Here is a 16,753-nt window from a genome sequence, read left to right as displayed (position 1 = left end):
GAATGGAGCTACTTGTGAGTGCAACGATTGAATTCTTTCCCGTGGGTAACGGGGATATGACATTGCTGACATTGGAAAGCGGCCGTACCATCTTGGTAGACGTCAATATTCGCAAGGCTGCGGATGACGAAAGTGATGATGAAGCGATCGACGTAGCCAAGTTGCTGAAGGATCGGCTCGAGCGAGATGCTAACGGCCGCCTGTACGTTGATGCGCTCCTGCTGACGCATCCGGACAAGGATCATTGCAGCGGACTTGAACGCCACTTTCACCTCGGACCGCCGCAAGATTGGAGCAAGCAGGAAGACAAGATTCTGATTCGCGAGATGTGGTCATCACCCATCATCTTCCGACGCAAGAAGGACATCGATGGAGCACTGTGCCCAGATGCGGAAGCGTGGTGGAACGAAGCGCGTCGGCGGGTCAACCTGTACAAGGCAACCAAGCAAAAGGATTTGATCGCCGATGGCGATCGGATTCAGGTGTTGGGGGAGGACCGCGACGGTAAGACCGACGCGCTGACCGACATCCTCGTCAAGACGGACTCCGAGATCACTAAGATCTGCGGCAAGATAGACCATACATTTCGTGCATGGCTCTTGGCCCCGCAACTTGTCACCAAGGAAGAGGCAGAGACGCTCTCAGGTAAAAATCACTCGAGCACGGTCATTCGCTTCAGCATTACGGGCGATGGCCAGCAGGGCGCTGGACTGCTTCTGACCGGTGGCGATGCGGAAGTTGAAAACTGGGAACGCGTATGGTTCCGCAACAAGGCCCGCACAGATCGACTCTCCTACGACATTCTTCTCGCCCCCCATCATTGCTCGTGGCATTCACTGTCGTACGACAGCTGGTCGGAGAAGCGTGAGAAGGCGAAAGTGTCTCCCGATGCGCGCAGCGCGTTGAGTCAGGCGCGATCAAAAGCGTTCATTGTCGGAAGCTGCAACGAGATCAAGGACGACGACATCGATCCACCATGTATTCGTGCCAAGCGCGAATACGAGGACATCGTCCATAGTGTCAGCGGGTCGTTCGTATGCGTTGCGGACGAATGTATCGATGATGTGCTTCGCTTCGTCATTCGTAGCAATGGTCCCGATCGCAAATCAGGCCCCGGTTCGACTGGTGCGGGCTTTGTCAGCGTATCCGGAGGTCACAGCCCGCGCGAAGTGGAAAAAAGAGGCGGCGGGCGATATGCCCGGTGAGCTGCTCGGCTCGGCAAGCGAGTTCGATTCCGCGAAGCGCACGCTTGGCCATTGGTTACGAGATCGGATACCCGACGCAAGAGTGCTTACGCTGGACGAGCTCAAGCGATATGAGCCTAAGCAGTTTGTTGCCGGTTGGCAGGTGCGCATCGCCAAAGCTGACAATGCGCTGCTGTTCGATGCCCTCGTCGACGGTCAGTTTCCGTATTCACCCATACGAATTGCCTATCGATCGGACGAGACCTTTCTACGCTGGCCCCATGTCGAACCCGCAGGCGTCCTGTGTCTACCCCGGCGAGCGCCCCCGACTTCATCGATCGATGGGGCAATTGCGGTCGCGCTCGAGGATGCGTGTGAATTGGTCCATCAATCTAGCGAACCGGGTTTCGTCGAGGCCGAGTTTCAGCGGGAGTTCGTTTCCTATTGGCATCAAAGCGTGCAAGTTGGAGCAACGCGCGCCCGTTCTCTGCTCGATCTCACGGATCAACGATCGCGGCTGATTGCTGTATGGTTCGGGGAGAAATACATCGTCGTTGGCGAGACAGCCGATGCAGTGAATGCCTGGCTAAAAAACTGGGGACGTACCGAGCCGAATGCGATCACCAACGGTGTGTTCGGCTTTCTGGATCGGCCACCGACGCCACCTTTCCCAAAGACGCCGCGTGAAGTTCTTGCACTCCTTGACGCACGCGCGCCTTCAGTCACTCCACTCCTCGGGCGTCTTTCGATCTTAGAGAAGGCGACAATCGTATTGGCAGCAACTGCTGCGTCTCGGGTTGGATTGATCGGCATGACAATCTCGCCGCCGTCGAACTTCGACGGATTCCGAAAGAACCAGGTCGCGAAGCTCTCCACCATGCGCACGCTATGGACCATGAAGAGCACGGCGCAGCGTATGAAGGTCGAACGCGTGGATGCGCCCTGGATCCACGGACGCGGCATGAACCGTCATCAATCCAAGTTGGCAGCGGCAACGGTGGTTCTTGCCGGGTGCGGATCTTTGGGTTCGCAAGTCGGGATTCGGTTGGCACAATCGGGAGTCGGCGGAATTGTTGCACTCGACCCCGACGAACTTTCCTCTGCAAACATTGGGCGACACGCGTTGGGCATGGGCGCCGTGGGCATCAACAAAGCCGCCGCCTTGGCTAGCATCTTGCGGTCGCGTTTTCCTCATATTCGGCAGGTCCAGCATTTTCCCGTCAGTTGGCAGGAGCAATACTCGAACGATCCCACTATCTTGGAGCAGGCAACGCTGGTTGTTGCGTGTATGGGAGATTGGGGCGGCGATGGTCAACTGGGAGAGTGGCAACGTCGCCCGGGTAGGCCCCCCGTAGTCTACGGATGGTTAGATGAGCACGGATCTGCCACCCACGCCTTGGCATTGTCCAACACTGGCCCAGCCTTGAGCTGCATCCTCGACTCAGCTGGATTTTTGCGTGTGCCCGAAACACGCTGGGAAGGCGAGGGCGTAATGCAAAGCGAGCCCGCGTGCGGCACTCTTTACCAACCGTACGGGCCGATCGATGCCGCCGTCGGGGAAGTCTTGGTATCCAGGCTCTGCATCCAATTGTTGGCTGGCGAGCTCTCGCCACCACGACATCACGTCTCTGCCCGTTCCACCGCCGAACTTCAACGTGCCGGTGGCAGTTGGTCCGATGCGCATCTGAAACATCGACCACCGAACTTTCATGGCGCGTTTGAGTACGAGCGCGCCGTCACTCAATGCGGCGACTGCCCAGCATGCCAGCAAGCAACTTGATTGAGCACCCTCTTCGATATTCATTGCCCAATGGGCTAGGAAGGGTGGAGCTTTCAATCGATGTCCTCAAGCATCTCGCTGCTCACAAGCAGACGCGATGGTGGGATCGGGAGGCTGGCGGGCAGCTGTTCGCCATACTCGATCAGCCTTCATTGGTGAGGATAGTGGACATCAGTGGCCCTCGACCGACTGACCGGCGATCGCGCAATAACTATGAACCTGATCGGGCCGCTGAGAAGCGAGAGATCAAAGAGCGATATGCCATCGGGCGTCACTTTGTGGGAGACTGGCACACCCATCGCCAATGTGTACCTCATCCGTCAGGGACCGATGAGCACAGTATTCAGGAGTTAGTAAGGAACAGCTCGCATGACCTGGCGGGCTTCTTCCTCGTCATCGTCGGTCAAGCAGAATTCCCCAATGGCTTGTATCTCGCCTTCCATGGCGTATTGGGAAAAGCGGTGCTTGCCCCCGAACCCTCCGGTGCAGGTCTGTGAAGTACAGATCATCGCGCGTGCGCAAATGACGTAAAGAGTTCTACCGAATAGAGGCGCAAGAATTTCAGGTAGCGCATGAGCAGCACAAGCCCAACGACGAGCGAAACGCGTGTCCATAGCAGCTGTGCGTCATCTCCACTGCGGAGATGCGCCCATTGCAGCAAGGCCGCATCGACAAAGCAGACCAAAGATACGTTGCGGCAGAACGAGTACTGATTCAAGAAATCAGCCAATCGGGCCATTGTCCGCTCGCTGGCGCGTGCTTCGGCGAAAGCCAGCCAAAACAGGCCTTCCCCAGCTCTGGAAATACCAGCCTTTGCGGCACGATCGAAAATCGTCGTTCTGGTTTCTCCGGGGAGCAGCTCGAAATAGAACCCGAACAGTTTGCGTAACCAGGACGGCGCCCGCGAGGTCCCGAATAGAGCTTGATTGGGCCGGCCAAGTAGCCCAGCGACCAAACCGCGCTCGAGGACAAGCGATGAAATGCTGGCCACGGCGTGTCCAATCACATACGCCATCGAGATCGCTAGAATTCCTTCAACGATTGTCCAATTCTCGCGCTGTATTAGTCCGTACCCGGCGGCCAAATCCACAGCGCACAGGAGGAGGAACCCCGATGCGAGGTAACCCCAGAAATCGAAGTTTGTGAACGGCAGCTTTTCCACTTTTTTGCGCCTGAAGGTTCTTACTGTAACTTGGCAGACTCGGTATCACGGCCCAATGACACCGACCTAGCATACCAGTACAACCTGTTTCGCCACGGAACTCACGAAAGCGGCTGACGCGGTACCAAAGAGTGAAACAGCGACCTTCTGCATCGCGGGGATGCCGGTGGGCGAATACGTCCGGCTCCCGTCCACGCGGTAATGGCGTCTGCAACGCTCCGAGAGATCATGTACTTCCGCTCGGGTCCATCCGGTAATATTTCGCCCCCAAAGAACGAGACCGCTAAAGCGCGGGCAAAACATCGAATGGATACATGGCTCGAGGTCGCGGCGACACTGGAAAATGAGATCAACGAGGTCATGGATCAGGCCTACCCACATGATTGGGACGAGAACTTTCTCAGTCGGCAGCTGCTTCGCAGTATCCAGGGCTGTTTGCAAACACGCCCGTATGTTCGCGGCACCGAGCGCGTACGGATCAGCATGGAGTGCTATAAGCTTACGGGCAGGCGCGAAGCAACCTTCGGCGATATCGGGTTGCTGATCAGCGTGATCCACAAAGCGGCGAAACCGGTGACTGGCGCCGCCTATTTAGAAGCCAAGCGCCGGCGTCCGCACACGACGCAGTTTCCTGAGTTCCGGCAAGCGCAGCTCAAACGAATCCTCAAGGCCGCGCCGAAAGCGCAGCTGCTGCTGTATGACTACGAGCCCTCCACGCAGTTCGTGGGCCCGCTGGGCTACCATCCCTGGCAGTGGGGTTTATCCCCCTTGATTGCGAGTCATGTTTCAAGGCTACCGTGCGCGAATGTTCGCGTCGTTCCCATCGACACGGCGCTTGCCGCCGGCGTGAAGGACACACGCTTGTATCCCTTCGGCACCACGCTGTCCCTTCAGCTCATCGCTCGATACTTCTGCGGACTGGATCTGGAGTTCGCGCCAGCCTGCGTCGAATCGCTCAAGGGTAATGGCGCGCTGTTGCCAAAGCGGTTGGCGGTCATTCGTGTCGTTGAAGGTGGCGGCCAAGTGGACGGGCCGGAGATCAACCCGAATATCTTTGTGCGCGAGGACGACTAACAAGTCTCGCTGCTTCTGACGCCGCGCGACGGAGTCGAACTGAAGCACAGGACGGGTAGCGGCGTCGTCTGCGAACGTCGCGGTCGGAGCTCGGACGCAATCCGTCGCCCCCCAATTGCCGGTGCAATTGGACGCCAAAATGTTGGTGTACCGAGCCCAATCAAAAATGATTGCAACTCATTGAGGCATTTGGCGGTTCGTGGAAGGAATTATTGATCAGGCGGAAGGATTTAATGATCACCGACAATCGGAGTGATGGACGGGGGATCCGGCACGTCCGGTCTCCGCATCCTGACCCCGTTCATTATTTACCATAATACTGATTATGCGCCTTATGGAAGCCGAACCAGATACCCAGTCCCAGGCATGAAACCCGCCTACGGGGCCATCCATGGCTTTGCCTCCCTCCAGACCTCAGCAATTGCCTTTCTTGGCTTGCCCAGGCGGACAATGCGCTTTGTCTTGGACGACCACCGGCACCGGCACGACCACTTTGGCGCTGGGCAGCCTGGGCCGGTGATGATCGTGAACCACGCAGCCGGACAGCATCACGCACAGCGCCGTACAGATCAAAAAGAGTTTCTTCATCGATTTACCTCCGCAATAGCCAAAAAAACATTCTGGGAGCGACTCACATCGCTCCGATGATGTTGAGGAACGCGCCCTGGTGTTCGAAGCTCAAGTCCGTGAGGTCTTCGGAAAAGTCCGTGAAGTTGTAGCCGACGCCGACTTTCACGTGATTGCCGACGTACCGGTACAACGCGACCAAGGCGCCGGTGCGTTGCTCGTTCAAATCCGTCATGTCGAGCATGCGGCCCTCGATCAGGCCGGCCCAGTGTTGAGCGAACGTGAGATCGGTGCGCAGGATGTATAGCTGCGCGCAGTTATCGAAGAACTGGCGGGACTCGCGATCCAGGCTCACCTGGCCGAGGCGATAGGCGTACTTGCCGCCGACGGACCAGCGGTCGGTCAGGTCGTAGGTCACATCAAGGGCGCCGATGTGACTTTTCTGGATGAACTGCGCGGCGACGTACTGAGGCGTCACCTGCTCCGTCGTCGGCACATTGTAGAAGTAGGTGTACTTCGCCAGGGCGTTCAAGCGATCGTGCTCGACGGGCCGGAAGCCGTAGCCCATGACGGCCTCGGTATAGCCGCCGTCGTAGAACTGTCCGAGCGAGCTGGAACTGTCGGCATGATTGAACTTGCCGAGCAGCCGCCAGCTGGGCGTGAGCTGATATTTGAAGCTGTTTCGATACAACCACGTGGTCCGCTCGGCGAGTGTCTGATCCGGCTGCTGCGTCTTGTCGAGCCGATATTCGACGGCGCTGGAGAACTGAACTGAATCGAAACCATACCCGACGCGCACACCGCCCGCCTCGCGATCGATTTTCGTGCCGGTGCGCGAGTCGACCAGTGTGCCGATGTCGGTGTTGGTGCCGAAGTTCCAGCGATCGTTCGGTGCAAGCGTCATGCCGGTGGAATGCGTCAGGCCCGACGCGGAGTCCGTGTCCTGATATCGCTCTTCGACATACATGCTGCTCGAATCCGACAAGCGCCGCTTCATGCCGGAGATCAGATTGCCGCGACGGCCCTGCAAGCCGTTGTCGGTGCGCTCGTTCTCCAGCGCGTAATTCAAATACAGACTGGTGCGCTCGGAATACAGGAAGTTGGTGCCCACCTTGCCGCCGGGCCCCAGGTCGCCATCGGAGACTTCCACGTCAGCACGGAAGCGCTCGGTGAAACGATACGAGCCGCCCAGGCCGACGCGACCGTTGGCTTCGCGTTCGGCCGAGCGCGACAACGTATCCTGCGCGAAACCGTACGCACGCCAGGTCGAGCGAGAATCGAAGCCGACCTGCAAGACGCCGTCCGTGCGCTCGCCCTGCTGCAAACTCGCGGGCACGATCGCGCCGTCGTACTCGCGTGCATCCTTTCTCACGCCCGTGCTGAGGTTCCAACGATCGCTCACTTGATAACCGACGTTGAACTCTTGCGCGTCGATGGAATACCCCTGCTCCTGCGTTTTCTTGTCAGCCTTCGCGCGAACTTGTAGCTGCTCGGTCATTTGCACCCGGAGCGTGCCGCCGTGATGGGTCGTGTCCGTGAGGGTCGTCAATCCAGGCGCGGAGTAACCTTCGCCAAGGGTTTGCGTGTAGAGCGTGATGCGACCAGGAATTGCGTCGATGAGATCTTCGAAGCCGACACTCAGGTCGGCGCGATACGCGTCCGCGCTCGCCTCATCGAACGTGGTAGCGCCGTCGCTCACGAATCCGAAACCACCGTCGTCGGAGTACAGAGCGCTGGACACCAGACCTTCGCTCTTGGCCCCTTGCACCTTGAGCCAGGACTCGGAGCTCATTCGCAACGTCACATCGGCGCCATTGAGCGAGCTCTCCGAGTCGCCCTCCTCGCTCGTGCTTGCGGTCAAACCGACCTTCACGTGATCGTTGATCCAGTAGTGGCCCTGGCCACCCGTGGCGAGCGCGTCGATGTCGCTGAAGCCGGGCGTGTACTCGTAACGGACGACGAGATGGGCCTCGTCACCGCTCAGACCGCTACTGCGAATGAGCAGATTGTCATCGGCCGTGGAGTTGAGCGGCTCAGTCAAGAGAATGCGACCTTGCAGATAGTCGATATCGTAGTCGAGCACGGGCCGCAGATTCTGCACGCCAGTCACCAACCCCGAATCCTTGTCTCGTAGCTCGATGCGGACGCGCTCGGAACCGACCAGGATGTCCTGGTTGCGCAAGAAATAGAGAGAGCCACCGGTGCCCCGAAATTCTTCTCGGCTGGCCAGCGTGCCAGGCTCAGCCGCGAAGCCATCGAGCGCGAGGCGTTGCTCGCCGAAGCTCGTGGTCTCTTCGGATTGGAAGTGCAAGTTGCCGCCGTACAGGCCGCGATCGACGTGGGCGAGCTCGTTGCCCAGATAGTTGATCTTGAAATTGCCCCACAGCGCGTGGTTCTGGTCCCGATTCACCTTGACGTAGAACTTGCCGAGCGTGGGCGCCACATCTTCGACGATCGAATCGTCGCCGAACGTTGGGTAGTGATAATCGGGATCGATGCGACGAAACAGCGACTCCGGCGTCTTGTCGAGGAAGTTGCTGAAGAGATCCTCGACCGGGCCTTCGCGAGTGTCGGCACTCGCGGTCAGGCCCCAGTGCTCGCCGAATTTGCCGTTGACGTAGAACGCGAGGCGGCCGTCGAAGCTCGAATCGTAGTCGTACGGCGCGTTCTCACCTTGCAGCAGGTCGGCGGGACCGGAGGTGCGATTCTCGGACACTGTGAGATCCGCAAGACCGACGTAGAACCAATCGTTGCGCTCAAATTCGAGGTCGCGCAGATACAGCGAGCCGCTGCCGGTTTCGTCGAGCACCGCGACTTCCACGGTGTGGAGGCCGGATGGCAGCACTTCCTCAGCGACGAAGTTGCCACTGCGATCCACCGGGACTTGCTTACCCGCAACCCACACCGTGTGTGCGGCGGGAATGCCGCTGCCGCGTACTTTCACAGTGCCGCTGCCGAGGCGGATATTGCTCACTGAGAGGGCGCTCTCGCCGTAACCAGCGAGCAGTTCCTCATCGCCCTGCTTCGCCTTCTCAGCATCCGGTTCTGTACCCGCCTCGTTGCCGTATACGAGCCAGAGCGATTGCGGAGCGGTCTCATCGAAGTTGCCGCTCTTGTCGTACGCACGCAGGACGTACTTCAGCTCACGCAACGGCGCTTCGACTTGATCGGAGGTAGGCTGCCATTCGGCAAAGCCGTTGGAATCGATCGACGTGATCGCGACAGGCGTCGCCTGCAGCGACTGATCGGCGGCAAAGATACGCACTTCGGCACGGTCCAGGAACGCGGAATAGTTCGCGTACATGCGGAAACGCACGGGTGCGCCGATGAAACGCGGCGTGCGTTCAGCAGAGGCTTCGGTCGCCTCATCGAGATCGGCGTCAGTTTCATCTGTGACCAACCCTGTGTCGTCGGGAATGGACTCCGCAGCCGCGAAGTCGAACGGCTCAGCGTCATCGGTCGGCTCCGAATCCGCCGCGATTTGCTCCGCGTCCGAGCCATCCAATGATGCATCGTTTTCGGACGGCTGCGCCGAACGCACGAAATCATGGAGCACGACGGTCTTCGGTGACGCCGCCACGCTCAGTCGCCGGCTCGACTGCAGATTGTCGAACTGGAACTGAATGTCCGCGCGCTCCAGCGCCACGTCGGTGCAGCGTTGAATGTCCGCGGAGCTGCGATTCTTGTCGTCGATCGGTTCGCCGTCGACAGTAATGCGCATGAGGTTCAAACCAAACGGATTCTTCGGCGACAACTCGCGCGTGAGCTTGGTGATGTCCACGCCTTCATAGTCGTCGACAACCGCAGGTTCGTCGTAGACGACTTGCACGACGATGTGCGAGGTCTCCCCTTGCGTGAAACCGAAGTTCACCACGTCGCTCGAATGCACGAATCCCCGGCCCTCGTGCTCGGCCTGAGCTTCCGTAAGCTGCATCTGCTCGCGGATCGTATCCATCGCACGGCGTGCGCGTGCGGCGGACAACCCGATATCGTCTCCGTAGACACTGGCCGCCCGGCGATCCAGTCGCTCGTTCCTGGTGTAGCCAATGAACCGCAACCGGACATTCGTCTTATCGGCGATATCGTTCATCGCGCGACGCAGTTGGGCCGTATAGCCCGCCGGGATCGCCGCGCGTCCAGCATCGAGCTGTAACGGCTCGATGCGGCCCCACGACGGCTCGTAAACCTTGGTCACGATCTCATCGCCGCCATCGTTGGGACACATCTGCGGCTCGTCCGGCATTTCCTGCAGAGGATCGTCGTGCCAGAACTCGACCTCGATCCGTCGGTTCAGAGCGCGACCCTGGTCGGTCTCGTTGGACGCGAGCGGCAAGGTCGCTCCGCGCCCGTCGCTCGATACCGCGGCCGTCGGCAGCAGCAATCGCTCTTGAATTGCGAGCGCCACACGATGCGCGCGAGCTTTGGACAACGCGACATGCGTCCCGTAGATGCGTTCGTCGCGACCGACGAGCGGCAGGTCGTCGGTATAGCCGATGAACTTCACCATGACGTTCTGTTTGCCCTGCAGGTTGTGCAGGCCCTTGCGGATGTGCTCGACGAACGCCTCGGAGACTTCCGTCGTCTCATCCTTGAAGTGCAGCGGCGGCACGAGGTTCTTGATGCGCGCACGGCGTGAGTGGCCTTCCATGAAACGCATCTTGCAGACCGTCTCCATGCGGCACACTTTGAGGCGGCGGAAGTTCTCCTTGAGCAGTACGTCCTCTTGAGCGGCGCGCTCGCGAATCTCGTCGTACCACACCTCCACTTCCACGCGACGATTCAACGCGCGGCCCTCGGCGGTCGCGTTCGTCGCGATCGGCTGAGTATCGCCAGCCCATTCGTAGGAGATGGCTTCGGGTCGCAGATTGAGGCGTCCCTGCAGGTACTCCGCCACTTCGCCCGCGCGCTCACGCGAGAGGCCCGCGTTGTCGCCGTAGACGCGAGCAAGAGCCTCCGAGAGAGGTTGATCGTCAGCATGGCCGACCAGGTGCAATCGAACGTTGCGGCGTTCCTGCATGCCATCGAGCACTTTGCGCAGCGCTTCGATGTAGCCGGGTGGAATATCGGCAACGCCCGACTCGAAACGGATCGGCGGGATCACGTTCTGCAACTTGACAGTTTCGAGCTCCTCTTTGGTGACTTGCGTCTGAACGATCATGTCACCCGCTTCGGTATTGATCCGCTGCGGATCATGCGTCCATTGCGTGATCGCTTCATCGCTCGACAGGTGCCGCTCCACGGACCCGCCGAGCGCGGCTTCGCTAACAGGCTCCGCGCCCGCGCCGATCGCAAGCAATGTTCCGCACAAGAGCGATAGATACTTGTGATGCATCATTCGTTCACCTGCTTTGCCTGCACGGCCGCCCGTTTTGGCGGTGCGCCCCGTCGCCAGAACACTTCAGGCTCGATGGTGAGCTGGTAACAGCAGTTCAGCGCCTGCCAGGACTGCATGATTTGTTCTTTCATCGCGTCCATGCGCTTCTCGACCAGGCGCGCATCTTCCACATCTGCCAGGTATGACAGGCGCAACACCGCGGGGCCTTTCTGCAGCTCTTCGATGAGCAGGCTCAAGCGCGGCTTCCATTGCATGCGCATCTCTGTGGTACCCGGCTCGAACACCGCATCCGCGATATCGAGACCGATCACGCGATGGATGGATGCGCCGAAGTTGAAGCGCAGCGCTTTACCGCGCGTCGCGCGCTCGATTCGGATCTGATCGCTGGAGGCGCGATAGCCGCTCGGCAACGTGCGATCGTCGAGTTTGAGCACATAGTTACTGCCGCGGCCTTCTCGCGGTGTGATGGCGCAGGTGATGTGGAATCGGCCGAAGCGGTCTGTGGTCACCGTCAAGCCGCGGGCGCTCACCACACGTACGCCCGACAGGCCGCGTTCACCGGTGTCCTGAATGCCGTTGCGGTTCGCGTCATCGAAGACCTTGCCGGTCACGTCCGTGCAGTCGAAGGTCGCATCCGGAATGACCCGCACGGTTGCAGAGCCTTCGTTCGAGATCGCAGCGTTGGTGAACGACTGGATGGCCTGTGCGCGGTTGACGAACTCGCCTTCGCTCACACCGGCGCCGACGGCCAGCAGCAGTACGATCGAGTGCCGCGCGTTGCCATCGACCGATAAATCGTTCCACCTGAGCTCGCGCCCGATCAAAGTTGGCTCGACCGGTACACCGTCGATACGCGCCGAACCTTCGACGTAGCGGAAGCCCGCCGGGAAGCGATCGACGAGCGTGATGTCGAACAGCGGCACGGGCGTCACGTTCGTGTAGGTGATCGTGTACGGCACCAGTTGGCCACGCGTGACGTTGAGCATCGGCGTGACTTTCGACAGCGACAGCACGCCTTGCAGATCCGGATCGACCGGAATGTGATTGTTGAAGATCTGCGTCGAGCCGGGCACGGCGCTGTCATCGAACCTGAAGTGCTTGTGATATCGCGTGCCGTCCGTGCGAGCGCGAACCGAGGGCGGCGGCGCAAACTCGGAGATCTGCACTTCGCAGTGCTGAGCGGTCGCCGCGATCGCGTCGTCAACGCTCGCTGGACAGGTCGGCACCGAGAGCGCGGCGGTCGAAGCATCCGACGTAGGCGGAATGATTTGCGACGGCCCAGCGATGTAGCCCACCGTCGGCGCGGTCACCTCGATCAGATAACCGCCGCCGCTCGCGCACGTCGGTTCCGAGAAATTGAGATCGAAGCGGTAGTAGCCGTACGGCAGCGTGACCTGATTCTGCTGCGTGGGGTCGTAGAAGCAGCTCTCCGGCAGCGGCGCCTGGGTCGCGGCGCTGAGCATCGTCACGATGGCGCCCGGCACTGGCGTTCGCGCGATGGTGTTGTAGACGACGCCATTGGGCTCGATTGGCAGGTTCACGTTCTGAATGTTGCTGCCGGGCTGCAGAACGATTTCGGTGATCCGCTGCAGATCGTTGTTGAACTCCGAGTGCGCGCGACCGAGCTTGGCGGTGCTCGAACCCGCACCGGGCGCGACGAAGCGCAATTCATAGCGATCACCGTTGATGTAGTTGGGCGCGATGCCGCTGATTCGATAGGCGCCGCTGCCATCGGTGATGGCCGAATGCACGAGTCGATCGTTGCGATACAGATCGACGCTCCAGCCCTCGAGCAGCCGTTCAGCGGTGTCGACCGTGCGATTGAAGTTCGCGTCGTGCCACACCGTGCCATTCAGCGTACCGACGCCGACGATACCGCCAACATCGATGGATACGCTCGCGCGCGCCGTGCGCGGCGGGTTGTTCCAGGTGACGACGCCGGTGTTTGTGATCCTCGTGCCGATTGGCAGATTGGGATTGATCGCCGCGCGGAAGCGGAGGACGGCGGACTGGCCAGGTTGCAACGGGCCATACGCGGTTGAGTAATCCGCGGTGATCACCGAGTTCACGACCGTGATGCCGGTGGTCACGCCGTTCAATGTCGCCGATTGATCGACATACGCCAGGTATCCCGGCATCGGCGCATTCAGATCGTCGGTGATAACCACGTACTGCGCGGGCACGCTCGCAATGTTGGTCACGCGCACGACGTATTCGAGTGTCGAGCCCGCGACGGCCGAACCACCGCCGACCACTGCCACTTGCTTCACGATGGACAACTGCTGACCGACACCGACCACGACCACCGTCGGTTCCGGACCAGTGGCGGGATTGCCGTCGCCATCGGTCAACTGATCGGGCAGTTCGTTCGTGAGCACGCGCGCCTGGTTCGTAATGAGCGTGCCGGCAGGCACGGCGGCATTCACACGAAGGTCGAATTGGATGACTGCAGAATTGCCGGCGGTCAGCGTGCCCTGCCCCGCTCCAGGCAATGGCGGCGTCAGATCCGCGGAGCTGATGTCGATGCCGGCGACGAGCGGCGAAACGCCACCGTCCGGCTGACCGACCGCGAGTCCATTCAGATAGAGCGAGTCGGCGACATAGGTCGTATTTGCCGGCACGGCATCGCGAAGCATGGCTTCGGTCGCGGGAACGTTGCCGTTGTTGTAAACGGTGATCGTGTAGCGAAGGACATCGCCTGGATCGACGACGCCCGGCGAGCCAAGATCCACCTGCAGCGCTGCGCGCTTGTCGGCAAACAGCAAGGGCACGGCGCCGACGATGTCGCGCGTCGGATCGTTCTGAATAGAAGTCGTCGGATCGTCGGAGGGATAGTCGACGATGCCATTGGCGACCGCGCTCACGAAGCCCTGGTTCGAGATGATGGTCCCGTCGACTACGTCAGGATTGACGCGAACATCGAAAGTGATCGTCGCCACGTTGGTCGTCGTGGCCGATGCATCCGCCCGCATCGCGCCCGGCGTCGCGTTCTCTGGCGCGTGGATCGAGATGCCATTCACGAGTGGCGAAACACCTGATACGTCGGCGACCGCGACGCCGTTCAGCAGCGTGCTGCCGGCAACGTAAGTCGTGTTGACGGGAACCTGGTCTCGCAGCACTGCATCGGTCGCGTTGGCGTTGCCGATGTTTTTGACCGTGATCGTATAGCGCAGCGTCTCGCCTGCGAGCAGCAGGTTCGGATCGCCCGTCACATCCTGTGAGATCTTGTGCACGCGAAACACCGGCGCGGACTCGATGGTGATCGCGGTTGGGTCCTGCGTTCCACCGACGGCGGGATCGTCGCTGCGTTGGACTTCGGCGCCGGCGATGAACAGCTGCGCCTGGTTCAATACGAGGGTGCCGTTCGCAATGACGGGAACGAGCTGTGCGGTGAACTCGAGGATCACCGAGTCAGTCGCCGACCCCGCGACGCCCAGCGTCAAGTTGCGAATGTCGAGCAAACCCGTGCCTTTGCTGCCGCCGTTGGCATTGCTGTTGTTCGACGCGCCGCCCGGCAACGCGCTCACCAGCCACACCGTGCCCGGAACGAACATCGCGGAGCTATTCAGCATGTCGATCTCATCGAGGAGCGAGAAGCCGAACGCGGGGACATTGCTGACGTTGGTCACCTGCAGCCGATACCGCACCACATCCGCGGGATTGGCCGTTGCTCCGGAGATCGCGGTCTTGTGGAACAGCAGCGTGGGAACGGCCACGGCGACTCGCGTCGGATCTTCATCGCCCGCGAGGAGCGGGTCTGACTGGCCGTTGACGTTCGGATCGTCACTGACCATCAGCGGCGTGCCATTCACGCTCAGCTGCGATTGGTTCGCGATGATGCTGCCAGCGGCAACGCCCGCCGCGACTTGCACATCGAATTGAATGACGATCTGGCTGCCCGCCGACACATTGATATTGCCGATATCGATGACGCCGGTGCCCTTCGCACCGCCATTGGGATTGCTGTTGTTCACGGCGCCGGCGGGGAGCGCACCGACAATCGACAGGGATCCAGGAACGATGGCCGCCGGCGTATTGAGCGCGTCGATCTCGTCGTAAATCCTCGCGTTGCTCAGCGAGTTCGTGGTCGTCTGCAGACGCAACGTGTACCGCAAGGTGTCGCCCGGCGCTGCCACCGTCGCCGGGTTCTGACCGGTACGCAGATTCGTGACCGTCTTCTCGAAGAAGTTGCCCGTGAGCGCGATGGTGACAGTGTGGCTGTCCTCGTGATCGAGCGTACCCTCGGTGCCGTTGGTCAGTGTCCTGTTGAACACTGTGCGATCTGGGTTGGTGGTGCGGTCGTTCGCCCACTGAGTCGCGGCGGCAATGTTTGTGAGCGTCGCGCCGTTCTGCGTATCCGTGTCGAGCTGTGCTCGATAGGTGACGATGAGATGCTGATTGGGCGCCACAGGTCCCGCGGCATCGAGCAGCGAGAGTGTCAGCTCGCACGTCGGCGCGGCGGTGTAACTCGCGGAGTAATGAGTGCCCTGAACGAGCGGAGTGCCGCCCAGTGTCACGCTCAGCTGTGCCGGTGGGACATCGCACATGCCCCCCGTCGGACCTGTCGGCAGGCGATCCACGATAGCGAAGTTCCACGCGTCGCTCGTGCCGTTGTTCATCACATCGAGCGTGAACTGCGCGCCCGGGCCAAGATTCATCGTGGCAGGCCCGGACTTGGTCAGCGTGAGATTTGGCGCGCCGATGGTCATCGGCTGCGAGATGCCGTTCTCGCCGGGCAGCGGCGAGAAAAACTCGTCCGCATCGATCACGCCGTTTTCGTTCACGTCGACCGCTCGACCGAACGACCACCGTGCAATGTTCGTGAAGGTGCGACCGAGGAAATTGTTCGGCGTGTCCTCCAGCACCAGCGTGATATCGATGGCGATCTGTGTGTCGGCGGGAATGATCGGCGTGATGTTGAATGTGAGCACGCCGCTCGCGTCGGTGAACGTGTGCGGCACCGGTGTGCCGTTGCTCAACCACGTGACCGTAGGTGTGCCAACCCGCGTTACGTCGACACCCATCTCATTCAGATCGTCGACGACGCGAATCGTATGCAGATCGTTGACCGATCCGCTGTTGCGAATGACGGTGCCCGTTGCCGGATCGAATAGCACGGGAATCGTCAGCCGGTACGTGAACGGCACGCCGACTGCGGCATAGGGCGCGGGACTGCGTTTGTCGATCTTCTCGACGGGGATCAGGTAGTTCTGACAGCTGTCTTGAATGGTCGTGGACGAGCCGTTGGTGAACCAGATCTTGTGCTGAGCCACGGCATTGCACGACATGTTGCCGGTGTGGACCACGTTGTCGAACACGACCAGATAAGGCGTGGGATCGTTGTTGTCGAACGTGAAGTTGGTGCTCATGCCCCCTGGGTAATTGAGGATGGTGCAGTGAGTGTCGATCTTCACGTTGGTCGGCGGCACGGGCCGCACGTTGCCGTCGATCGTGCCGTTATAGGGCGCCGCCGAGCAGTCGACCTGCGTCTGCGCGCTCACGTCGAAAGAGATCGTCATCAACAGGGCAAAGAGCAGCAATGGCAACAATGTGGCGATGCCACTGCGCCCTGCTCTCACATAGTTGCTTACCCTGGAGCTCATACACCCTCGTTCCATTTGCCCGCGTTGGACATTCACGCGAGTCACGAA

At 60.4% G+C, this 16,753-nt stretch carries 8 protein-coding genes; 4 read left to right on the top strand and 4 right to left on the bottom strand.

Features of this window, described 5'->3' with window-relative positions; genetic code table 11:
* Window positions 1-14: 14 nt before the first annotated feature.
* The 3 genes from VGD45_RS21050 to VGD45_RS21040 are packed head-to-tail and all read left to right on the top strand — an operon-like array spanning window position 15 to window position 3,461.
* Window positions 15-1,205 (top strand): metallohydrolase, encoded by a 1,191-nt coding sequence (locus VGD45_RS21050; protein WP_331157317.1) that lies wholly within the window; start codon window positions 15-17, stop codon window positions 1,203-1,205.
* Complete coding sequence (locus VGD45_RS21045; protein WP_331157316.1) at window positions 1,135-2,964, top strand: ThiF family adenylyltransferase; 1,830 nt, start codon at window positions 1,135-1,137, stop codon at window positions 2,962-2,964. The genes VGD45_RS21050 and VGD45_RS21045 overlap by 71 nt, the downstream gene beginning before the upstream one ends.
* Before the next feature lie 44 nt (window positions 2,965-3,008).
* Window positions 3,009-3,461 carry a Mov34/MPN/PAD-1 family protein gene (locus VGD45_RS21040; RefSeq protein ID WP_331157315.1) on the top strand — a complete coding sequence of 151 codons (453 nt, stop codon included), beginning with the start codon at window positions 3,009-3,011 and terminating at the stop codon, window positions 3,459-3,461.
* 8 nt (window positions 3,462-3,469) lie between these two features.
* Here VGD45_RS21040 and VGD45_RS21035 read toward each other — a convergent pair whose 3' ends face one another.
* A complete protein-coding gene (locus VGD45_RS21035) occupies window positions 3,470-4,126 on the bottom strand; it encodes a hypothetical protein (protein WP_331157314.1) in 657 nt (218 codons plus the stop codon).
* Between the two features lie 306 nt (window positions 4,127-4,432).
* On the opposite strand from VGD45_RS21035, the gene VGD45_RS21030 reads away from it, so the two are divergent.
* Window positions 4,433-5,200, top strand: coding sequence for a hypothetical protein (locus tag VGD45_RS21030; protein WP_331157313.1), 768 nt, complete (start codon window positions 4,433-4,435; stop codon window positions 5,198-5,200).
* A 414-nt stretch (window positions 5,201-5,614) separates the two neighbouring features.
* On the opposite strand, the gene VGD45_RS21025 is transcribed toward VGD45_RS21030, so the two are convergent.
* From VGD45_RS21025 to VGD45_RS21015, 3 genes are read right to left on the bottom strand one after another with little or no spacing between them, the layout of a single operon-like run.
* The gene (locus VGD45_RS21025; protein WP_331157312.1) at window positions 5,615-5,788 is read right to left on the bottom strand and encodes a hypothetical protein; all 174 of its coding nucleotides are present in this window, start codon (window positions 5,786-5,788) and stop codon (window positions 5,615-5,617) included.
* Between the two features lie 43 nt (window positions 5,789-5,831).
* Entirely contained in the window at window positions 5,832-11,102 is a 5,271-nt protein-coding gene (locus VGD45_RS21020; RefSeq protein ID WP_331157311.1) for an OmpA family protein, read from the bottom strand.
* Window positions 11,099-16,705 (bottom strand): hypothetical protein, encoded by a 5,607-nt coding sequence (locus VGD45_RS21015; RefSeq protein WP_331157310.1) that lies wholly within the window; start codon window positions 16,703-16,705, stop codon window positions 11,099-11,101. The genes VGD45_RS21020 and VGD45_RS21015 overlap by 4 nt, the downstream gene beginning before the upstream one ends.
* Window positions 16,706-16,753 lie beyond the last annotated feature (48 nt).

Source organism: Steroidobacter sp. (genome assembly GCF_036402275.1).
Lineage (GTDB): Bacteria > Pseudomonadota > Gammaproteobacteria > Steroidobacterales > Steroidobacteraceae > Steroidobacter.
The sequence above is the reverse complement of the archived record's forward strand: the minus strand, read 5'-3'. Positions and strand labels throughout refer to the sequence as shown.

Coding starts and splice junctions, on each gene's coding strand:
- VGD45_RS21030 (WP_331157313.1), top strand. CDS start 4,433: ATGGATACATGGCTCGAGGTCGCGGCGACACTGGAAAATGAGATCAAC.
- VGD45_RS21025 (WP_331157312.1), bottom strand. CDS start 5,788: ATGAAGAAACTCTTTTTGATCTGTACGGCGCTGTGCGTGATGCTGTCC.
- VGD45_RS21020 (WP_331157311.1), bottom strand. CDS start 11,102: ATGATGCATCACAAGTATCTATCGCTCTTGTGCGGAACATTGCTTGCG.
- VGD45_RS21015 (WP_331157310.1), bottom strand. CDS start 16,705: ATGAGCTCCAGGGTAAGCAACTATGTGAGAGCAGGGCGCAGTGGCATC.